Consider the following 20433-nt stretch of genomic DNA (forward strand, 5'->3'; position numbering starts at 1 on the left):
TATAATCCTACTTCTTGCATATATTCGTAAATATACACCATTTGCATGCCTCGCCTGTCGGCGTCTGACCAAACGGCACCTGAGGATCGAATATCTCTTCTAGGCAGGCATCAAAATATCCTGTAAATTCCGGCCTGTATTCCGAAAAATCGGTGATACGACCGTCTCCCCTACCCGACTTACTGATCACATCAGGGTCGAACTTAGTATCGAAAAGATTTCGTAAGTAATAAATCCCCGGTTCCAGTATTTTATCGGGGTGGTCGAGCATATACAGGTGTGAGTACATGAACACCTGCATAACAGCCTTCGGACGATCTTTCATCTCTTTGTCGAACAAATCCTTCATTTCCTTATAGCGAAGCACACCTTTTCCCGTCTTGTAGTCGATAATACGGGTATGACCACTCACCTCATCCACACGGTCGATAATGCCTTTCAGCGAGACTACTTTACCCGAAGGCAGGGGATAATCTTTTTTAATGCGCTCTTCCGAGTCTATATAAATGAAAGGCGTAAGCTTAGCGTCAGTGGCCAGCACCTGTCTGATATATTTGCGTAAAACTTCACCTGTCAGATAGTTCTGACCTGTCAGCCGTTTTACTTTTTCACTCTTAAAATAGTTTTCGGCAAACGACCGTTCTATCATTTCTGTCAGCAACTTATTGTTTTTACTGATATTGTGAAGCAAATCGGCTGTTATCATTTTGCCTTTAAACGGCTCGTACAACCATTCCATGATAGAGTGAAATATAGTTCCGAATGTACTGGCTTCAATAGTTTCCGCGATCTCGTCCTCTTCTTCCATATTCTCCACTACGGAAAAATAGAATTGTAACGGGCAATTCAGGTATGTATTAATAGAACTGGCCGACAATCGTTTATCCCCGCCTTGCAGAAAAACATTCATCTTTTCCATTATCTGGGGCGTTTTCTGTATTGAAATGGCAAGGCTTTCGGTAGACGACACTTTATATACAGCAAGTTTCTCACGGATATCGAATGAGTCGTTATATAAATGCTTTATCTGGTTATAGTAGCGACTGACTTCACCAGTCTGCAAACCTTCGGTACGGGTATCATAAAGCAGATAAATACGCTTTGCCCTGTTTATCATCCTGTAAAAATGATAGGAAAAGATACTGTCCTGATGCTCATATGTAGGCAGGTCGAAACCTTTACGCAAATTATATGGGATGAACGAACTGGCGGCCTTCTTCAACGGAAATATACCTTCATTCATCGACAGGATAATCAGGTTATCGAAATCGAGGGCGCGTGTCTCCAATACGCCCATTATCTGCAAGCCCGACAGAGGCTCCCCCCTGAAAGGCACACTAATACCGACAATCAGTTTCCGCAACAGTTTGAAATAAGTATCTACCGACATTTCGGGCAAAACATTTCTAAGAGCTTCGTCCATCTTGTTTATCGTCTTATAATACTCTACAATAAATTCGCATTCGATATCGATAGAACGTGCATTTATATCCTCATCTTTTTCTTCGTTTTTCTCATTCACGGATAATGTTGTATTTAATGTCGATAGTATCGACTGTAAATAGTAAGGTATATCCTGCCAGTTGAACACTGGCCTGAAAATGAGTTGGAAAAGAGGGTGACTCTGTAAGTCCTGGGATGAAACCGTTGTTTTATTATATTGGATAATATTTGTCCGCAACACTTTGGCTTCGTCACTTGCCACATTGGTTATATAGCGGTGGTTGAGTATCGCCAGCACCGGCTTGTAATAAAACCCCGTATAATTTTCCGATCTGCGTATATTACGCTGCAATTCAAACACATGCTCCATCAATCCCGAAATAGAACTATTGCCGAGGCTGTAGCCCATTGTTACATTGATCTTATCTATCTCTCCGGGGATGGAATATAATGCCGGCAGCAGCAGGTTTTCGTCAGGCAACACCAAAGCTGTATTCATCGCTTGAGTAGACGAAGTAATCTGTTGCTCATCCATCAATGACTTGATGATAGTATGCACATATTTAGCCTGTCCTACAGCCGAAGGAATACCTATCACCTCAACTACAGGCAGATCCAGACTCAATTCTTCCGGCTCTAAAGTCAGCTGTGTAGGGAAAAGCATCTTATTCCTGTCTATAAAGAATGAGGCTTTGTTTTGCGGGTCACGAACCAATGGAGAGGAATAATCCCAGTAAAAATCAGCGATTTTTCGTTTGTGCAAATATTTCAAAAGTGTTTCTTCCGATTTACTGTGCCCATTCAACCCCACAAAGATTACTTTTTCGAAAGGAAGCTTATAATCTATATTATTCGCCAAGCGCTCGGTCACATCACGGAAAATCATTCCTTCATATGCCATACCCTTGTTATGGAGCTGCTCACGCAAAGATGTGTACAATTGGAAAAGTACCTCCCACATTTCCAAAAAGTCCTTTTTCTTATCATTCTCCCCTATTGGAAGAAAATTGGACCAAAAGCGGCGGATAGCTTCTATCTGGCTTTCGGTAAGATAATCGAACCCGGCATCGATCTCTTTCAGGTCATGTATATTACGAAATAGTTGCTGTGCATCTACCAGATATTTATCCACATCGTCAAAGTCATTCAACAGCATTTCACCCCAATAGAGGAACTCATCGAAAGTCTCCGTTGACGAACTTACCCGTATATAGATATCATACAATAAGAAAAGCATCTCGATCCGGTCGGCTTTCTTATAAGGACTCAATTTTTCGAAAAGGTCGGTAACAGTCAGTATTTCGGGAGAAAAAATCGGGCGTCCGGCTATTTGTGACAAATAGTGCTGAAAAAATATCCCTGCCCTGCGGTTAGGAAATACAAACGTATAACGGCTTATATCCTGACCGTAAGACTTATAGTATGCCTGAGCGACATTATATAGAAATGGAATCATTTAATCGGCTCTGTTTTTATGAGTAATACAAAGGTAAAATTAATGTGCTAATTATCTAATATGCCGATGTACCAATTAAATTAGCAAATACGAAATTTAGGAGTTGTAACTATTGATCGAATATACATTTATTGACTATACAATGTTAAAACCTGACATATCTGACACTTTTTTGCTATTTTTATCTTGTTTCTTTTACTTTCATTAACTATATATAGTTAAAAGGTAACAAAGGAAACACATTTTTAGCTATTAGCTGATAGCTTTTAGCCGATAGCTTATGTACAAAACCTGACAAACCTGACGACTTTTCACACAATTTTTATTGTCACTTTTTCTTCTAAAAACTCCGTGTTACTCCTTTTACTCCGTGTTTAAAAATAAAAAGTAACAGAGGTAACACGGAAAACAATTAAGAATTAGCTTGCTGAGCAGAGCGAAGACTCTCACCAGTGAACAGTCGTCAGTTAGCAACTTGTATCTCGTGTCTTGTTTACTCGTATCTCATATAACTTTCAACTTAGTACCTAAAACTTACTACTTATCCCAATACTTCAAAGAACTATCAGCTAACAGCCAACGGCTATCAGCTCTAATTATATAGATAATTATTTTTTAAGTCTGTTGAGAAATTTCCTGACAGTTATTTAGAGCCTTTAACAATAAATCCTTTATAATTCCGTTTCTAACTTAATTGAAAAAACAACCGAGCTATCGGTTTTTAATGTAATTTTGTCTCTGAAAATGTTTCGGTGAACTTATACCCGTGAATGGTTGTTTATCAAGTAAAATAAATACAAACTATATCAATTATGAAAAAACTTCTTTTCGTTTTATTTGCAGCGGCAATGCTTACAGCATGCGGTACTGCTTACAACACTCAGCTCAAACAAGTTCAGTTGGGTATGACTCCCCAGCAAATTGTGACATTGATGGGTGACAAATACACTGTGGTTGAACAGAAAGACAATAACAACCAAACTATCATGTACAAAGACAAATTCAAGAATGAATGGTATTTCCAGTTTGTAGACGGAAGTTTGTATAAATGGTATAAAGAAAAAGAATAAAGCAAACTCGTTTTTGTTTAAAAAACATAAAAGAATCGGCGAAAGCCGGTTCTTTTTTATTTCAGGAATATGATTCTATAAGCAATTTAGTGTATTTTTATGCACTAAATTACAATATAATACCAGAAAACAATTATGGAACAATCTCCTTTATCGAAAATGCCCCGTATAGAAGTTGTTGATGCTCTCCGTGGATTTGCTGTTATGGCAATCTTACTTGTACACAGCCTTGAGCATTTCATTTTTCCTGTATATCCCGATCCTCTATCGCAACCCGAATGGCTGAATATTCTGGATAAAGCTGTTTTCAGTATAATATTTACTCTTTTTGCAGGCAAATCATACGCCATCTTTGCTTTGCTGTTTGGCTTTACATTCTACATCCAATTGGTAAACCAACAGGCCAAAGGTAAGGATTTCGGATATCGCTTTCTTTGGCGATTGCTACTGCTGACAGCCTTTGCCACGTTAAACGCCGCATTCTTTCCTGCCGGAGATGTTTTATTATTATTTTCCATAGTCGGTATTTTCCTTTTCATTGTCCGCAACTGGAGCGAAAAAGCTATACTGATCACTGCTATTATTTTTCTATGCCAGCCCATCGAGGTGTTCCATTATATCGCCAGCCTGCTCAATCCGGCATATACACTGCCCGATCTCGGAGTAGGCAAGATGTACGGAGAAGTGGCAGAATATACAAAAAGCGGCAACTGGGGTGAATTCCTTTGGGGAAACATCACACTCGGACAAAAAGCTAGCCTTTTCTGGGCCATAGGTGCAGGGCGCTTCCTGCAAACCGCAGGACTTTTTCTGCTCGGATTCCTTATCGGAAGAAAAAAACTGTTTATCTCATCCGATAGCAATATTAAATTCTGGATTAAGACACTAATTATTTCAGCTATTCTATTCGCCCCGCTGTATCAGCTTTGGGTGGAATTGTCGGCCAGCGACAACGCGATAATAAAACAGAGCATAGCTGTATTATTGGATATGTGGCAAAAGCTTGCGTTCACTTTTGTACTGGTATCCTCATTTGTACTGCTATATCAAAAGGAAAAATTCCGGAATAAGGTTTCAAACCTGCGTCTATACGGAAAAATGAGTCTTTCCAATTATATCACACAATCTATTACCGGAGCTTTGATTTATTTTCCTATCGGACTTTACCTTGCCCCTTATTGCGGATATGCATTAAGCCTGCTTATAGGATTGGTAACTTTCTTCTTACAAGTACAATTGTGTAAATGGTGGCTAAAAAGCCACAGGCAAGGTCCGCTGGAAAGATTGTGGCATAAGCTCACATGGATTGGAAGTAAATAACCCATTAAAGATTCTTTAGACGTAAATAAGAACCTGTTTAAATTTTGCTCGTTTCCATTTTTAGGACTATTTTCAGGCTGATTTATTCTTTTGAAAAACGATAATAGCGAGCTATTAGAGTTGAACAAAAGGGTAAATCGGACAAAAAGAGACTAAAAATGAACGAAGAAAAACTGAAAAATACTCATAGAAAAATATTCGTGGAAAATTTAAACAGGCTCTAAATACCACTCTTACAAAAATCGGTATATTTGCAATAAATAAAAATACAAAAAGAATGAAAAATATTTTTGGATTGCTGCTTGCAGGCTTACTCTTTACTTCAGCCCATGCGCAACGTTTAGACCTCAGGGATATTAATGCAGGAAAATATTACGCGCGTGGCGTACAACCTGTAACATCGTCAGCTGACGGAGAATCATATTTTCAGGCCGACAGGGACAATAAAATGATTATCAAATATTCGTATAAAACAGGATTGCCTACCGATACGATTTTTAATGTAAAAAAAGCCAGGGATTGTACATTCGACTCATTTCAGGGTTTTCTCATAAGCCCTGACGAAAAACGATTGGTCGTATACAATGATTCCGAGTCCATATACCGCCATTCTTTCAAAGCAAATTATTATTACTATGATGTGCGCCGCAATCTGGTGCGCAAACTGACCGAAAACAAAAGCAAACAATCTGTCCCGGTATTCTCCCGCGACGGACGTATGCTTGCTTATGTGATAGACAATAATATCTGGCTGGCTAAATTCGATTACGATACGGAATCGCAGGTAACCAAAGACGGTGAAATAAATAAAATTATCAACGGAGGTACCGATTGGGTATACGAAGAAGAATTCGGAACTACCAGACTGATGGATTTTTCGGCCGACGGAGGCTTATTGGCTTTTGTCCGTTTCGATGAAACCGCCGTACCGCAATATTCTATGCAGATGTATGGCAATCAGTTGTACCCATCGCTGTTTACATTCAAATATCCGAAAGCAGGAGAACAAAACTCAAAGGTAACATGTAATGTGTTCGATATAGATGCCAAGACTATCCGCAAAATGAATATTCCTGAAAGTACGGAGTACATCCCGCGTATAGAATTTCTTCCTACGGGTGACGAACTGGCTATTATGACTCTGAACCGTGACCAGAATAAATTTGAGATGTTCTTCACCAACGCCCGTTCTGCCGTTCCCCGCTCGGTACTGAACGAAGTGAATAGCCGTTATGTAGATTCCCAATCGTTGAATACAATACACTTCTTTGGAAATCAGTTTACATATGTCAGCGAAAGAAGCGGCTACGCCCATATCTATCTGTACGACAATACAGGTGTAATGCAGAAACAACTGACTTCTGGCAATTACGATGTAACCGGCCTGCTTGCCGTAGACCCTGTTACAAAAGCTGTATTTTACGAAGCTGCGGAAGAAAGTCCCTTGCAACGAGCCATTTATAAAGTAGATATGGTGAAAGGCATCAAAACAAAGCTATCGGCTAAACAAGGCACAAACGAAGCGACATTCAGTGAAAACGGTAAATATTATATCAACAGCTATTCCAACGCATCTACACCTAAGATAACCACTGTGCATGACGCCACAGGCAAAGAACTTCGGGTACTCGAGGATAATGCCGCCCTAAGCAAGACTCTGGCATCGATGACTCTTCCCAAGAAAGAGTTTATAACTGTAAAATCGGCTGATGGCAGGGATTTGAACGCATATATAATGAAACCTGCCGACTTTAATCCATCCCGTAAATATCCGCTGGTTATGGTACAATATAGCGGGCCGGACTCGCAGCAGGTACAGGATCGTTATGGTATGGACTGGACTGATTACCTGACCACTCAGGGCTTTATAGTAGCCTGTGTGGACGGACGCGGCACAGGAGCCAGAGGTGAAGAATTCCGCAAATGTACCTATATGAATCTGGGTATTTATGAATCGGACGACCAGGTGGCTGCCGCTAAATACTTTGCCACACTTCCATATATCGACGGCAGCAAAATGGCAATCTGGGGATGGAGTTACGGAGGATATAATGTACTGATGAGTATGAGCCACGGTAACGGCACATTTAAAGCCGGAGTGGCAATTGCACCTGTAACCGACTGGCGCTTCTATGACTCGGTTTATACTGAACGTTTTATGCGTACACCTCAGCAGAACAATACCGGATATGAAGCCGGTTCGCCTGTCAATTTTGCAAATAAGCTGGAAGGAAATCTATTATTGATACACGGTTCGGCAGATGATAATGTACATTTCCAGAATACTATGGATTATGCGGCTGCTCTGGTAAAAGCAAACAAGCAATTCGATATGTTTGTATTTACAGACAAGGACCATTCGATACGGGGTGCGGCTAACCGTACTTATCTGTATGAGAAAGTAATTAAGTTTTTGAAAACAAATATGTAATAATAACTTTTTAAGATAGTATAAAAGCAGGAGTTTTATTAGACTCCTGCTTTTTTGTTTACTCATACAGCTTCGCTAAGCCCAAACATTCGACATACGAACAAAATCATTTTAATTCCTGATTGATATAAAACATATTCTTAGCTGCATACCGTATCATAATTTACATGTCTTAATGCAGAAAAATGAACAACTTAGAACCATCGTTTTATCGGATATGAATTTCTGATAAAAAACACGCTTATAATAACATATCGTGAACTTTTCATTATCTTTGTGCTTCGAAAATGAGGTGAAATATATGACTAAAAACAAACAACAGTTGCTGGATGAACGTTATATGAGAATGGCGGCTATCTGGGCTGAAAATTCATATTGCGTACGCAGAAAAGTCGGGGCATTAATTGTTAAGGATAAAATGATTATATCGGATGGATATAACGGTACTCCGGCCGGTTTTGAAAATATCTGCGAAGATGAGAACAATGAGACCAAGCCGTATGTTCTACATGCCGAGGCCAATGCCATAACCAAAGTAGCATGCTCACATAATAGCAGTATGGGTGCAACGATGTATGTAACGACATCTCCCTGTATCGAATGTGCTAAATTAATTATCCAGGCAGGTATCAAACGCGTTGTTTACAACCAAAAATACCGGCGCAGTGACGGTGCGGCATTACTGGAGCGTGCCGGAATTGAAGTTGTTCTTATCGAAATGGACGAAACGGAAAAGAATCACTAAAAAAGCATTTAATGCAACATTGTTTAGTCATGGTCGGCTATTGCTGTTGCAGATATAAAAATAATAAACAGGTCTGAGACCTTAATAGAGTCATAGAATAAATGAAAAGTAAAAGGATATATATTTGGCTGCCTTTGTGCATCGCATTGAGTATCGCTGTAGGGATTCTCATTGGTAATTTATTTTCTGTGTTTACCCCTGTACGGAAAATATTCGGAGGTAGCAATAAGCTGGAGACTATATTTGAATATGTAAATAAGTCGTATGTAGATACTGTCAACGTAAATGAATTGGTGGAAGATGCTATTCCTACGATTTTGGCCGGACTAGACCCCCACTCTGTATACATTTCGGCAGAAAATATGGCATATAGCGGCGATGAACTGGAAGGTCACTTCAGCGGGGTTGGAGTAGAATTCCTTATCAAGAACGATACGGTAAACATCGTGAACGTTATACCAGGAGGGCCATCTGAGGCAGTAGGCATTATTCCCGGCGACAGGCTGGTATATGTCAACGATAGCCTTTTTGTAGGAAAAGGACTTAGCGAAGAGAAGGTATTCAAAACATTACGAGGAAAGAAAGATACCAAAGTTAAGATAAAGATAAAAAGGGATACAAGCCCCGACCTCATCGAATTTGAAGTTACTCGCGCCGATGTACCTGTAAAGACAGTTCCGGTATCATACATGATAGATGATAAAATAGGATATATCAAAGTTACGAAATTTGGTAGTACTACTTACAATGAATTCATTACGGCTATTGCAAAACTGAAAAGTCTGGGATGTGAATCATTCATTGTAGATCTCCAACAGAATACAGGTGGCTATATGGGTGCGGCAATAATGATGACGAATGAATTCCTTGCAAACGGAAATATGATTGTCTATACCGAAGGCCGTGCTTATCCCCGCGAAAATGTATTTGCCGATGGTTCGGGCACATGCAAGGATAACCAGCTGATCGTTCTTATTGACGAAGGAAGCGCTTCTGCCAGTGAGATCTTTGCCGGAGCCATGCAGGATAACGACAGAGGCCTGATTGTCGGTCGCCGCTCATTCGGAAAAGGCCTTGTACAAAACAGGTTTATGTTTAAAGACGGGTCGGCTTTACAATTGACTATCGCCCGTTATCATACTCCTTCTGGAAGATGTATCCAAAAAGCATATAAAAAAGGTGATCGTACGGACTATGATATGGATATACTAAACAGGTACAACAGAGGAGAATTCTCGAACAGGGACAGTATAAAACTCGATAACCTTCCATTGTTCCATACTTTAGCGGGACGTCCTGTATATGGTGATGACGGTATATTGGCCGATGTATTTGTCCCCCGCGATACGGTAGGAATCAACTCTTATTATCTGAAAGTGGCTAACAGCGGTATGATGCGGGAATACTCTTTTGTTTATTCAGCCAAGAACAGGGATAAGTTGAAAGGGTATAAGACATGGCAGGAGGCTCATAAATACCTGGCTGCGCAACCAATTGTAGATTATCTGGTAGAGTATGCATATAATAAAGGAATACGTCGCCAGCCATACCTGATCGAAGAATCCAGAAGGCTGCTGCAAGCACAAATGGAAGCAATTATCCTGCGGAACATCTTCGGAGAAGATGCATACTATCCGGTAGCACAGAAAGACGACCTGATAATGAAGGAAGCTATAAAACTGCTCAAAGCAAATAAGGCAACTCCCGAAGCAATAAAGAACGAGCAATATAAATAGAATAATAAGAGAAGCATGAGATATTAACTCATGCTTTTTTTATGGGTTCATTCGTTTCTCTGTTTCATTTGCTGTCAGATACCCGCTTGATAATGCTTTCCCGGATGCTCTCCGGAATGTTACAAGCTGATAAACCAACACGAACCATACCAACAGGCTCGGGAGAGCTTTTAGTGAATATGGCCTTATAATCTCCCTCCTGATAAAGGCCGGAATTATGTCCGAATTAGCGAAAAGAGTTAAAAACAGAGTGAATACAAATAAGGCAAGCAGGTATTTATTCAGGGGCTTCTTCTGTATCAGAAACCAAATCGCAACCCCGGTTACAGCTATGATGTAAGTGCTGTTTTCGGAGCCGGTACTGAATAAGACGATAAAGATAAGTGTAGAAGCTAAAAGGCCGTATTGATAAACCGGGTTTCTGTATTCCTTTACCGGTATATATTGTAAAGCAAACAAAATGACGGCGGGAATCAGAATAATCAGATTTGAAAATGTTAGCCCTGAAACTCGTTGCACCAAACCTATTGCCGATATATTCTGATAAACGGAGCCGGCATTTAATGTATTCTTCAACATCAGCGATTCGTACCAGTCGGCATAGCTTTGTACTATAAACTGGGGTGAAGATATGATCATTGGCAAAATGAAGAAAATGATCCCCCATAAGAATAAATATCCGATAAGTTTTGGCTTATGTTTTGAGAAAAAGAAGAATGCCAATCCTACAATACCATACAGTTTTATAAATAGTCCCAGCATAATAAAACAGGCTGCCCAAAAGTCCTTTTCCGACTTGATGCAAATGAAAGATCCGATTATCAACGCAGCTATAAGCGTATTAGTCTGACTGTTAGTCGCATTCAGATATACCTCGAGTATGGCAATCCAATAGATGATAACTTTGCCTTTCCACGACATCGGAAGTTTATAGATCGCGACTAGTAATGTAGCCGCAATTAACATTTCCCACAAAGGTATTCCGAGGAAATCAGGCAGTAGGGCAAAGGGCGCTATTACAATACTGAATAATGGTCCGTAATGGTTCGAATCAAAATATTTATCAGGATATTCGGCGTACAGGTTCACCTGCTCGATTGTATGATAGAATACATACTTGAATATCTGGTAATTATTGGCTTTGTTCAGATGTCCCAGCCCTGCGACCAAAGCAGCACCAATCCATAAGATAAATATCAGACGCTTATCATAGAAAATCGGTTTCTGAAAGAACTTGAAAACGGAATTCATTGCTATTATTCGTTGTTTTTTAGGATATTTCTTATTTTCAGCATCAAAAATAGGATAATATTACTGAAGAAATGTATTTTTGTCTGATATTTCTATATCAAGCTGAATTATGATATATTATTTTTCAGCTTCAATAGTCTAAAAAGGATGAGTAATATACAACAAGCGAAAGATAAATTACGAAAAGAGATTTCCATACTCAAAAAAAAATGTACATCTGATGAACTTCATTATCGTTCACTGGAAGTATTATCAGTTCTTGAATTAACCGGAATATTTCAGGAATCGAAAACGATATTTATATATAATAGTCTGGAAGACGAGGTGCAAACCTTCGATTTTATCCGTAAATGGAGCTCGGAGAAAGATTTTTATCTCCCGGTGATTGAAAAAGATGAAATGGTTTTCAGGAGATGCACATCCAACACCTGTTTTCAGCAATCGGCATTTGGCATTATGGAGCCTGTGGGTGAAAATTACACCGATTATAAAAAGGTTGACCTGATAATAATTCCCGGGGTGGCATTTGATCGGAAAATGAATCGTCTGGGCAGAGGAAAAGCTTATTACGATCGTTTTTTACCCAAAGTAAAAGTGCCTAAGTTGGGAATATGCTTCGAATTCCAGCTGTTCGATGAAATACCGGCAGACAGAAATGATGTAAAAATGGATTATATTGTATCTGAGAATGAGTTGATTTGGTGAGGTGTCAGTTAACAGAAGCTAATTCATAATTTATAATTTATAACTCATCATATAAAATATTATCTTTACGCCCAAATAAGAACGGAAGATATTTAACAATATACTTTCGAGTGATAATTTACATTAGTTGTTATACTTACCAAAGCAATAAATAGGTCTGAGACCTTAGAATCAGAAATTGAAGTATGTCTATAGTAATTAGAGAAGTAAAAGAAGACGACAAGGCACTCAAGAAGGCCTTTGTGAAATTCCCTATAAAATTATATAAAGATTGTCCGTATTATGTGCCTTCCCTGATATTGGACGAGTTGGATACCCTGAACACAAAGAAAAATCCGGCATTTGACTTTTGCGAAATGCAGATGTTCCTGGCCTATAAGGAGAATAAGATTGTGGGTAGGATTGCGGCGATCATCAATCATAAAGCCAATGAAGTATGGAACGAAAAGCACGCGCGTTTCAGTCTTGCCGATTTTATAGATGATAATGAGGTCGTAGATGCTTTATTCGCAGCAGCGATAAAATGGGTAAAAGATAAGGGTATGGATGCCATAGTAGGTCCTATGGGATTTACCGATCTCGATCCCGAAGGTATGCTTATAAAAGGGTTTGATCAGGTGAGTACTATGGCCACTAAATATAGTTATCCATATTATGTGACACAACTTGAGCGATTGGGCTTCGAGAAAGAAGCGGACTGGAATGAATACAGGATTCCTGTGCCTGATGCAGTACCTGAAAGGCATCAGCGAATAGCCAATATGGTAGCCACACGTTATGGTTTGAAAGTTCTTAAATTTAAGAATCTGAAGCAAATCGCCCCATATGTAGACAGATTGTTCAAGTTGATGAACGAGGCCTATAAACCCCTGTATGGCTTTGCTCCTTTAACCCAGAAGCAGATAGATCATTATGTAAAAATGTACGTACCTCTTTTACGTTGGGATATTGTATCTATAATTATAAAAGAAGAAACGGATGAAGTTGTAGGCTTTGGTATAGGAATGCCAAGTTTATCCAGAGGATTAATTAAGTCGCGTGGAAAACTATTCCCTTTCGGATGGTACCACCTGCTGAAAGATCTGAAGAGCAAAAAGAATCCGGTTATAGACCTCCTCTTGATAGGAATTGCTCCTGAATATCAGGGGAAAGGAGTAAACGCGATTATATTTAATGACTTTATACCGTCGGCATACAAATGTGGTTTTCAATTCGCCGAATCCAATCCTGAACTGGAAATGAATAATAAAGTAGCCTCATTATGGGACGGCTTTAATGCTGAGAATCATAAGATGCGCCGGGCTTATATAAAACATCTAAATTGAGGATGAGGGGTGCCACTTTAACTTTTTCTTCCGAAGAATTTTTTATAATTTTACACTGCGTTTTTCATTACTAGAGATTTTTAAAAAGTTTATGGAAGAAGAGAAGATCGAATTACCCGAAGTTAATTATTCCGATGATGATATTAAAACCCTCGACTGGCAGGAACATATCCGCCGCCGTCCGGGGATGTATATTGGTAAGTTGGGCGACGGCTCGTCTGCCGATGATGGTATCTATGTACTACTGAAGGAAGTACTGGATAACTCTATTGATGAATACATGATGGGCTATGGCAAGACTATCGATGTTGCTATCGAAGAAGGTGTTGTCAGAGTGCGTGACCACGGACGTGGAGTCCCATTGGGTAAAGTGAAAGATGTATCATCGAAAATGAATACCGGAGCCAAATATGACTCTAAGGCTTTTAAAAAGTCGGTAGGACTGAATGGGGTAGGTATAAAGGCCGTAAATGCACTTTCTTCATTTTTCCAGATTCAGAGCTTTCGCGATAGACAAACAACATCTGTTGAATACAGCAAAGCGATTGTAACCAAAGAGGATAAAATACACGATACAACAGAAGAAAACGGTACATTAATTGAGTTTATTCCTGATAATACGATTTTTACAAATTATAATTTCAGAGACGATTATGTAGAGAGCCTTCTCAAGAACTATGTATTCCTTAATACCGGACTTACCATAATTTATAATGGTAAGAAATTCTTTTCCAAAAACGGGCTGGTAGATCTCCTGAATGAGAACATGACCTCCGAAGCACTGTATCCCATCATTCATTTGAAGGATGAAGATATAGAAGTCGTTATTACCCATACCGACCAATACGGGGAAGAATATTATTCGTTCGTAAACGGACAACATACCACACAGGGAGGAACACATCAGTCTGCATTCCGTGAATCATTATCCCGTGTAGTCAAAGAATACTATAATAAGAATTTCGATTATGCTGATATCCGTAGCGGTATTGTAGCGGCTATCAGTATAAAGGTTGAAGAACCAGTATTCGAATCCCAGACCAAAACGAAGCTGGGATCAAAAGATATGGGACCGGGTGGGCCTTCTGTACAGAAATTTATCGGGGACTTCCTCAAAAAGGAATTGGATAACTACCTGCATAAACATTCCGATGTATCGGAGACGTTACTTAAAAAGATTCTTGACTCGGAGAAAGAACGTAAGGCTATCGCAGGGGTAACTAAGCTGGCCCGTGAACGTGCAAAAAAAGCCAATCTGCATAATAAAAAATTGCGCGACTGTCGCATTCATTATAACGATACCAAGGGCGATAATCTGGATGAAACCAGTATTTTTATTACCGAAGGGGATTCCGCCAGCGGGTCTATCACAAAGAGCCGTAATCCGAATCTACAAGCGGTATTCAGCCTTCGTGGAAAGCCATTGAACAGTTTCGGATTGACAAAGAAGATTGTATATGAGAATGAAGAATTCAACCTGTTGCAAGCTGCTCTGAATATCGAAGACGGACTGGACGGGCTACGCTACAATAAGATAATAGTTGCTACCGATGCTGATACGGATGGTATGCATATCCGTTTGCTGATACTTACTTTCTTTTTGCAATTCTTTCCGGATTTGATAAAGAAGAATCACGTATATATATTGCAAACACCACTTTTCCGCGTGCGCAACAAGAAAGAGACATTCTACTGCTATACCGAGGAAGAACGAATTGCTGCCATCAGTAAATTGGGTGCAAATCCTGAGATAACCCGCTTTAAAGGTCTGGGTGAAATATCACCGGACGAATTTGTACATTTCATAGGGAAAGATATGCGCCTCGACCGGGTAACAATGAAGAAAGAAGACTTAGTGAATAATATGCTCAATTTCTACATGGGTAAGAACACTCCTGAGAGACAAGAGTTTATTATCGATAATCTTGTGATAGAAGAAGACTAAATAAATTAAAATGAACAACGCTCACGCAATTATACTTATATCTTCACCTGACCAACCGGGGCTGGTAGCTGCCGTTACCGATTTTATCAATGTAAATGGAGGTAATATCATCAATCTGGAACAACATGTGGATAAGCAGGCGAATACGTTCTTTATGCGTATCGAATGGGATTTAACCAATTTTATTATTCCCCGCGAGAAGATCAGCGATTACTTCCAGACGATGTATGCTAAGAAGTACGACATGACATTCCGGCTTTACTTCAACGACTATACACCACGTATGGCCGTTTTTGTTTCCAAGATGTCACATTGCCTGTTCGATATACTGGCTCGCTACACAGCAGGAGAATGGAATGTGGAGATTCCCCTTATCATAAGTAATCACGAAGATATGCGGTGGGTTGCCGAACGCTTCGGTATTGAATATCATGTATTAAAGCTCAACAAGGATAATAAGGATGAAATAGAAGCTCAACAGTTGGCACTGTTGAAAGAAAAGGAAATCGATTTTATTGTCCTTGCACGTTATATGCAGATATTGACGGATAAATTCATCGAAACATATCCTAATAAAATAATAAATATCCACCATTCTTTCCTTCCGGCTTTTGTGGGGGCAAAACCTTATCATGCGGCATATGAGAGAGGTGTGAAAATTATCGGCGCTACAAGCCACTATGTAACAGCCGAGCTTGATGCAGGGCCGATCATAGAACAGGACATCACCCGTATTACCCATCGCGATAGTGTGGAAAATTTGGTGCGTAAAGGGCAAGATCTGGAAAAAATAGTATTATCCCATGCTATCGAATATCATCTTACTAGAAGGGTATTGGTATATAAGAACAAAACTATCTTATTTGCATAAAAAATGCGGTTAGCAAGGTTTTATGTTCTTTAATATGTTTGGATAAAACGATTATCTGGTATGTTTTCTTACTTTTGTAAAGTTTAATACCATAGGAAGGAATGAAATAACTTATAATATTAATCTTAAATATAATTTTATGTTTAAAAATCATCCTAAAGGCTTGTTAGCAGCCTCATTATCTAATATGGGAGAGCGTTTTGGCTTCTATGTAATGATGGCTATTCTTACACTATTTCTTATGTCTAAGTATGGACTTGATAAAGAAGGTGCTGGAAGTATATTTACTACTTTTTATTTTTTTATTTATCTGTTAGCATTAGTCGGTGGAATTATCGCTGATGCAACTAAAAAATATAAAGGGGTAATTCTTATTGGTATTATATTGATGGCTCTAGGGTATGTTGTATTAGCATATCCGACCCCAACACCTGTTCCTGATAAATCTTTATATATAAAACTAACATATCTTGCTTTAGGATTAATTGCTTTTGGGAATGGACTTTTTAAAGGTAATCTACAAGCCTTAGTTGGACAAATGTATGATAATGAGAAGTATAGCAAGATGAGAGATTCTGGATTCTCATTATTTTATATGTTTATCAATGTCGGGGCTATATTTGCTCCTATATTTGCAGTAGCGGCACGCAATTTGTGGCTGAAAATGAATAATTTTTCTTATGAAGCAGATTTGCCGTCTCTTTGCCATGGATATTTAGAAGGTTCTCTCTCCACGGAAGCTTCTGGGCGATTAATAGAACTTGCTACGAAAGCAAGCTTGGGTGGGACAACTCCAGAAATTACAACATTCGTTAATAATTATTTGGAAGTGTTTAACAGGGGTTACCAATATGCTTTCGCCATAGCTGTTGTGGCAATGTTGATATCTCTCACTGTATATATAATTAATAAGAAAAGTTTTCCCGACCCAGCGAAAAAGAAAGTTCTTGAAGCAAACTCTGCTGATAAAAAAGCAGAAATTGAAATGTCTGCAAGCGAAGTTAAGCAGCGTTTGTATGCTCTTTTTGCTGTTTTTGCTGTTGTTATTTTCTTTTGGTTTTCATTTCATCAGAATGGTTTAACTTTAACATATTTTGCTCAACAATATACAGACTTAACAGCATTGAACATCAATTTATTCGGATTGGTATCTATTCAGGGTGCTGAATTATTTCAGGTTGTGAATCCTTTATTTGTTGTTTTATTGACTCCTGTTATGTTAGGTGTTTTGGGCTGGTTGAAAGCTAAAGGTATCGAGTTGAGCGCCCCTCGTAAAATTGCCATTGGTATGGGAGTTGCAGCTATAGCATATGTTGTTATGACTTTAGGTTCTATAGGATTACCAGCCTCTAGTGATGTAGAAGCAATAGGTGGACTTGACAATGCACAAAGGGTTACCCCTCTATTATTATTTGGAACATATTTTATTCTTACTATTGCTGAATTATTTATTAGCCCCTTAGGATTATCTTTCGTATCTAAAGTAGCTCCTCCTAAATTACAAGGATTGATGCAAGGTTGTTGGCTGGGAGCAACAGCCTTAGGTAACAAATTATGTCAAGTTGGGGTTATACTCTATGTAAGCACCTCTTTAACTATAACATGGTCTGTTTTTATTGGAGCATGTCTTTTATCAATGTTTATGATGCTATTTATGATAAAATGGCTAGAACGAGTAGCCAAGTAAATAACACTTAAATATTAAAAATAAACCCCGGTTTCATAGCAGAAACCGGGGTTTATTTGTCTCCAGATACTAATTTAAAGTATGTTGTAAATACAAAAAGAAGTGCAAAAGATCACGTTGCCATCCATTGATTATCAAATACATAAGCTATTCGTAGGCATTGTAAAAATTACAACTGTTAATAATTAGCCAGAACAGATTATTCACATTTCGCGAAATTGTATTATCTTTGACCCCGAAATACAGAATTATGAATTATCTAAGCGTAGATAATTGATTCTGTTCCCAAAAGTTGGGAGGGTCTTTTTCCCTTTTCTGTGAGGGAAGTGAGGGATAAAGACTTTAGTGGTAACCTAATGATTATTTTATGAAGTATTTGAAGTACTTCTTGATTGCGGGTATAACCTTTATAAGTTTATCATCCAATATGTCAAGAACTTCTAGTCTTTCGGAAGGTATTTATCCGGGAAACCTGTTGCCTGATATTAAAAATTTGGTAAATGAATCAGGAACAAAAATTAATTTGTCTGACCTTAGAGGTCAAAAAGTATTGGTAAACTTCTGGGCGGCTTATGACGCCTATTCGCACAAGGACAATGTGCTGCTGTCTCATCTGATCGAGAGTAAGCAGTATCCGGTGCGGATGGTTTCGGTTTCTTTTGACAAGAGCGAGTCGGTGTACGAGAGAACGTTGGTTATGGATAAGATTGATACCAGGTATCAGTTCCTGGCCAAAGGGGATGCTTCCTCCGAACTGTACAATCGCTATCAGTTAGAACGTGGATTTAAGAATTACCTGATTGATGAAAACGGGGTAATTGTGGCAATGAATCTTACGCCTAATGATCTCGGCAGACTGTTGAATGAGAATTAAATTATTTTACTTTTTATTAAAGCGTTTCATTTCTTGAAAATGAGACGCTTTATTCTTTTTGCCTAACTTGGCATAGTTATTGTTTTATTTTAGATAAAGAATAGTTTAAAGGTTTTCAATTATGACTGACAAAAAACAAAATATAAAGCCAAATAACGGACTGATAGCCAAAACTCTCGACTGGGCATATTCAAAAGCAGTAGTCGGCCTGACTGGTGTGGATTCGGCCTATGATCTTGGCAACAGCTATCTGCATCAGGATGGTACACTGAGCCAGCAAGTAGATTCACTTATCAAATGGCAGGTAGCAAAAGCGGCAACCAGCGGCTTTGTTACCGGGCTAGGCGGGGTTATGATTATGCCTCTGACTGTTCCTGCAAATATTGCCAGTGTGATTTATGTGCAAATACGCATGATAGCAGCTATAGCTTACATGGGTGGACACGACATCAGAGACGACAGGGTTAAATCGCTCGTTTACATCTGCATGGTAGGCAATGGTGCAAAGGAGCTATTGAAGGACGTAAGTATCAAGGCCAGCGAAAAACTGATATCCAAAACCATTGAAAAAGTCAGTGCCAAATTAGCTGCAAAAGCAGGTGAGAAGGGAGTAACCTCACTCGGAAAAGCCGTTCCTGTTATTGGCGGGGTAGTCGGAGGCTCATATGATGCCATATCTACCCGTGTAGTGGGAAAAGTAGCAAAAAGAATATTTATTGACAATCCGGCTGCAAGCAAATTTGAAGAAGTGATTGAAGAGAATTAGACGGTATAGCTATCTGCTGTTTCGAAACGGACTCCCGCTCTTCGGGCATTATCGAATATTATTTTTGCCCTTTCATTCTCAGAATTGATCCAAGACATGCAATCTGTGAGCACTACAGTCTTCCTCGCCAGTTCGCTGCAAGTATCAAGGATGTCATTAAGAGAGTTAGCCACACAATAATCCGCAGCTTCTCCGATAAGCAATACTTCGTCATATGAGTTTAAATTAGCCAGCAACCTGCTATTCAATTGTGTTTCAGGTTGGAAATCCCATTCTACAGCCGCTCTGAAGATGCTGTAATGTTCGGTCGACTGCGAATAACCCTTATAGAACAGTTCATACGACTTATTATTATTCACAGCCCATTCAACAAGGCTGTCGGTAACAGCTTTGTCTATAGACCACCCGTTTGTCCCTAATATACAGTGCATCGGCCATATAGTACATACTTCGCCTTTGGCTTCAAGCTGTTCCAGATATGGAATGGCTAATTCCTTGTTATATTGCGCCTGCCACAGTCCCGACTTAACATCCGCCACACTAATATTGGAGAACAACGGCGGATGATTTCCTGCCTTATTCTTCCAATAAATTTGATGAGCTATATGTATAGGTTGATGTGAGTCGAGCGTGAGAGCTACATAATCTATTTTAGCCTGATTTTTCCGGATAAAGTCTGCGATGCGGACTACATCTATATCAGCATCCTTCACAAAAAGGGAGCCTGCAGGAGAGGTAAAATCATTTTGCAGGTCTATGGCAAGTATGGCTGTTTTTTTCATCATTTAAGTATTACATTCTGATACAA

15 protein-coding genes are annotated in these 20433 nt (G+C 39.2%); 12 read left to right on the forward strand and 3 right to left on the reverse strand.

Annotated features, from left to right (window positions below; all coding sequences use genetic code 11):
• Positions 1–7: 7 nt before the first annotated feature.
• Positions 8–2899 carry a PD-(D/E)XK nuclease family protein gene (locus HMPREF9455_RS09795; RefSeq protein WP_006799521.1) on the reverse strand — a complete coding sequence of 964 codons (2892 nt, stop codon included), beginning with the start codon at positions 2897–2899 and terminating at the stop codon, positions 8–10.
• A gap of 812 nt (positions 2900–3711) precedes the next feature.
• Here HMPREF9455_RS09795 and HMPREF9455_RS09800 point away from each other — a divergent pair.
• The 5 genes from HMPREF9455_RS09800 (at position 3712) to HMPREF9455_RS09820 (ending at position 10201) form a co-directional block, all read left to right on the forward strand.
• Positions 3712–3969 (forward strand): hypothetical protein, encoded by a 258-nt coding sequence (locus tag HMPREF9455_RS09800; RefSeq protein ID WP_006799522.1) that lies wholly within the window; start codon positions 3712–3714, stop codon positions 3967–3969.
• Between the two features lie 135 nt (positions 3970–4104).
• Entirely contained in the window at positions 4105–5289 is a 1185-nt protein-coding gene (locus tag HMPREF9455_RS09805) for a DUF418 domain-containing protein (RefSeq protein ID WP_006799523.1), read from the forward strand.
• Positions 5290–5566: 277 nt separating this feature from the next.
• Positions 5567–7720, forward strand: a complete 2154-nt coding sequence (locus HMPREF9455_RS09810) for a S9 family peptidase (RefSeq protein WP_006799524.1) — start codon at positions 5567–5569, stop codon at positions 7718–7720.
• A gap of 301 nt (positions 7721–8021) precedes the next feature.
• Positions 8022–8465, forward strand: a complete 444-nt coding sequence (locus HMPREF9455_RS09815) for a deoxycytidylate deaminase (protein ID WP_006799525.1) — start codon at positions 8022–8024, stop codon at positions 8463–8465.
• Positions 8466–8566: 101 nt separating this feature from the next.
• On the forward strand, positions 8567–10201 hold the full coding sequence (locus tag HMPREF9455_RS09820; RefSeq protein WP_006799526.1) for a S41 family peptidase: 1635 nt from the start codon (positions 8567–8569) through the stop codon (positions 10199–10201).
• 39 nt (positions 10202–10240) lie between these two features.
• Here HMPREF9455_RS09820 and HMPREF9455_RS09825 read toward each other — a convergent pair whose 3' ends face one another.
• On the reverse strand, positions 10241–11452 hold the full coding sequence (locus tag HMPREF9455_RS09825; RefSeq protein ID WP_006799527.1) for a glycosyltransferase family 87 protein: 1212 nt from the start codon (positions 11450–11452) through the stop codon (positions 10241–10243).
• 147 nt (positions 11453–11599) lie between these two features.
• Here HMPREF9455_RS09825 and HMPREF9455_RS09830 point away from each other — a divergent pair, with 147 nt between their 5' ends.
• The 7 genes from HMPREF9455_RS09830 to HMPREF9455_RS09860 all read left to right on the forward strand — a co-directional run bounded on the left by HMPREF9455_RS09830 (position 11600) and on the right by HMPREF9455_RS09860 (position 19625).
• Positions 11600–12157 (forward strand): 5-formyltetrahydrofolate cyclo-ligase, encoded by a 558-nt coding sequence (locus HMPREF9455_RS09830; RefSeq protein WP_006799528.1) that lies wholly within the window; start codon positions 11600–11602, stop codon positions 12155–12157.
• Positions 12158–12342: 185 nt separating this feature from the next.
• Entirely contained in the window at positions 12343–13482 is a 1140-nt protein-coding gene (locus tag HMPREF9455_RS09835; RefSeq protein WP_006799529.1) for a hypothetical protein, read from the forward strand.
• A 91-nt stretch (positions 13483–13573) separates the two neighbouring features.
• Positions 13574–15427 carry a DNA topoisomerase IV subunit B gene (locus HMPREF9455_RS09840; protein ID WP_006799530.1) on the forward strand — a complete coding sequence of 618 codons (1854 nt, stop codon included), beginning with the start codon at positions 13574–13576 and terminating at the stop codon, positions 15425–15427.
• Positions 15428–15437: 10 nt separating this feature from the next.
• Positions 15438–16298 (forward strand): formyltetrahydrofolate deformylase, encoded by an 861-nt coding sequence (gene purU, locus HMPREF9455_RS09845; RefSeq protein WP_006799531.1) that lies wholly within the window; start codon positions 15438–15440, stop codon positions 16296–16298.
• Between the two features lie 139 nt (positions 16299–16437).
• The gene (locus tag HMPREF9455_RS09850; protein ID WP_006799532.1) at positions 16438–17985 is read left to right on the forward strand and encodes a peptide MFS transporter; all 1548 of its coding nucleotides are present in this window, start codon (positions 16438–16440) and stop codon (positions 17983–17985) included.
• A 427-nt stretch (positions 17986–18412) separates the two neighbouring features.
• On the forward strand, positions 18413–18859 hold the full coding sequence (locus HMPREF9455_RS09855; RefSeq protein ID WP_006799533.1) for a peroxiredoxin family protein: 447 nt from the start codon (positions 18413–18415) through the stop codon (positions 18857–18859).
• A 121-nt stretch (positions 18860–18980) separates the two neighbouring features.
• Positions 18981–19625 (forward strand): EcsC family protein, encoded by a 645-nt coding sequence (locus HMPREF9455_RS09860; RefSeq protein WP_006799534.1) that lies wholly within the window; start codon positions 18981–18983, stop codon positions 19623–19625.
• Here the strand turns inward: HMPREF9455_RS09860 and HMPREF9455_RS09865 are convergent.
• Positions 19622–20410 carry a cysteine hydrolase family protein gene (locus HMPREF9455_RS09865; RefSeq protein WP_245532181.1) on the reverse strand — a complete coding sequence of 263 codons (789 nt, stop codon included), beginning with the start codon at positions 20408–20410 and terminating at the stop codon, positions 19622–19624. The two genes, HMPREF9455_RS09860 and HMPREF9455_RS09865, sit on opposite strands and share 4 nt — an antisense overlap.
• Positions 20411–20433: the final 23 nt, after the last annotated feature.

The organism is Dysgonomonas gadei ATCC BAA-286, assembly GCF_000213555.1.
Classification (GTDB): domain Bacteria; phylum Bacteroidota; class Bacteroidia; order Bacteroidales; family Dysgonomonadaceae; genus Dysgonomonas; species Dysgonomonas gadei.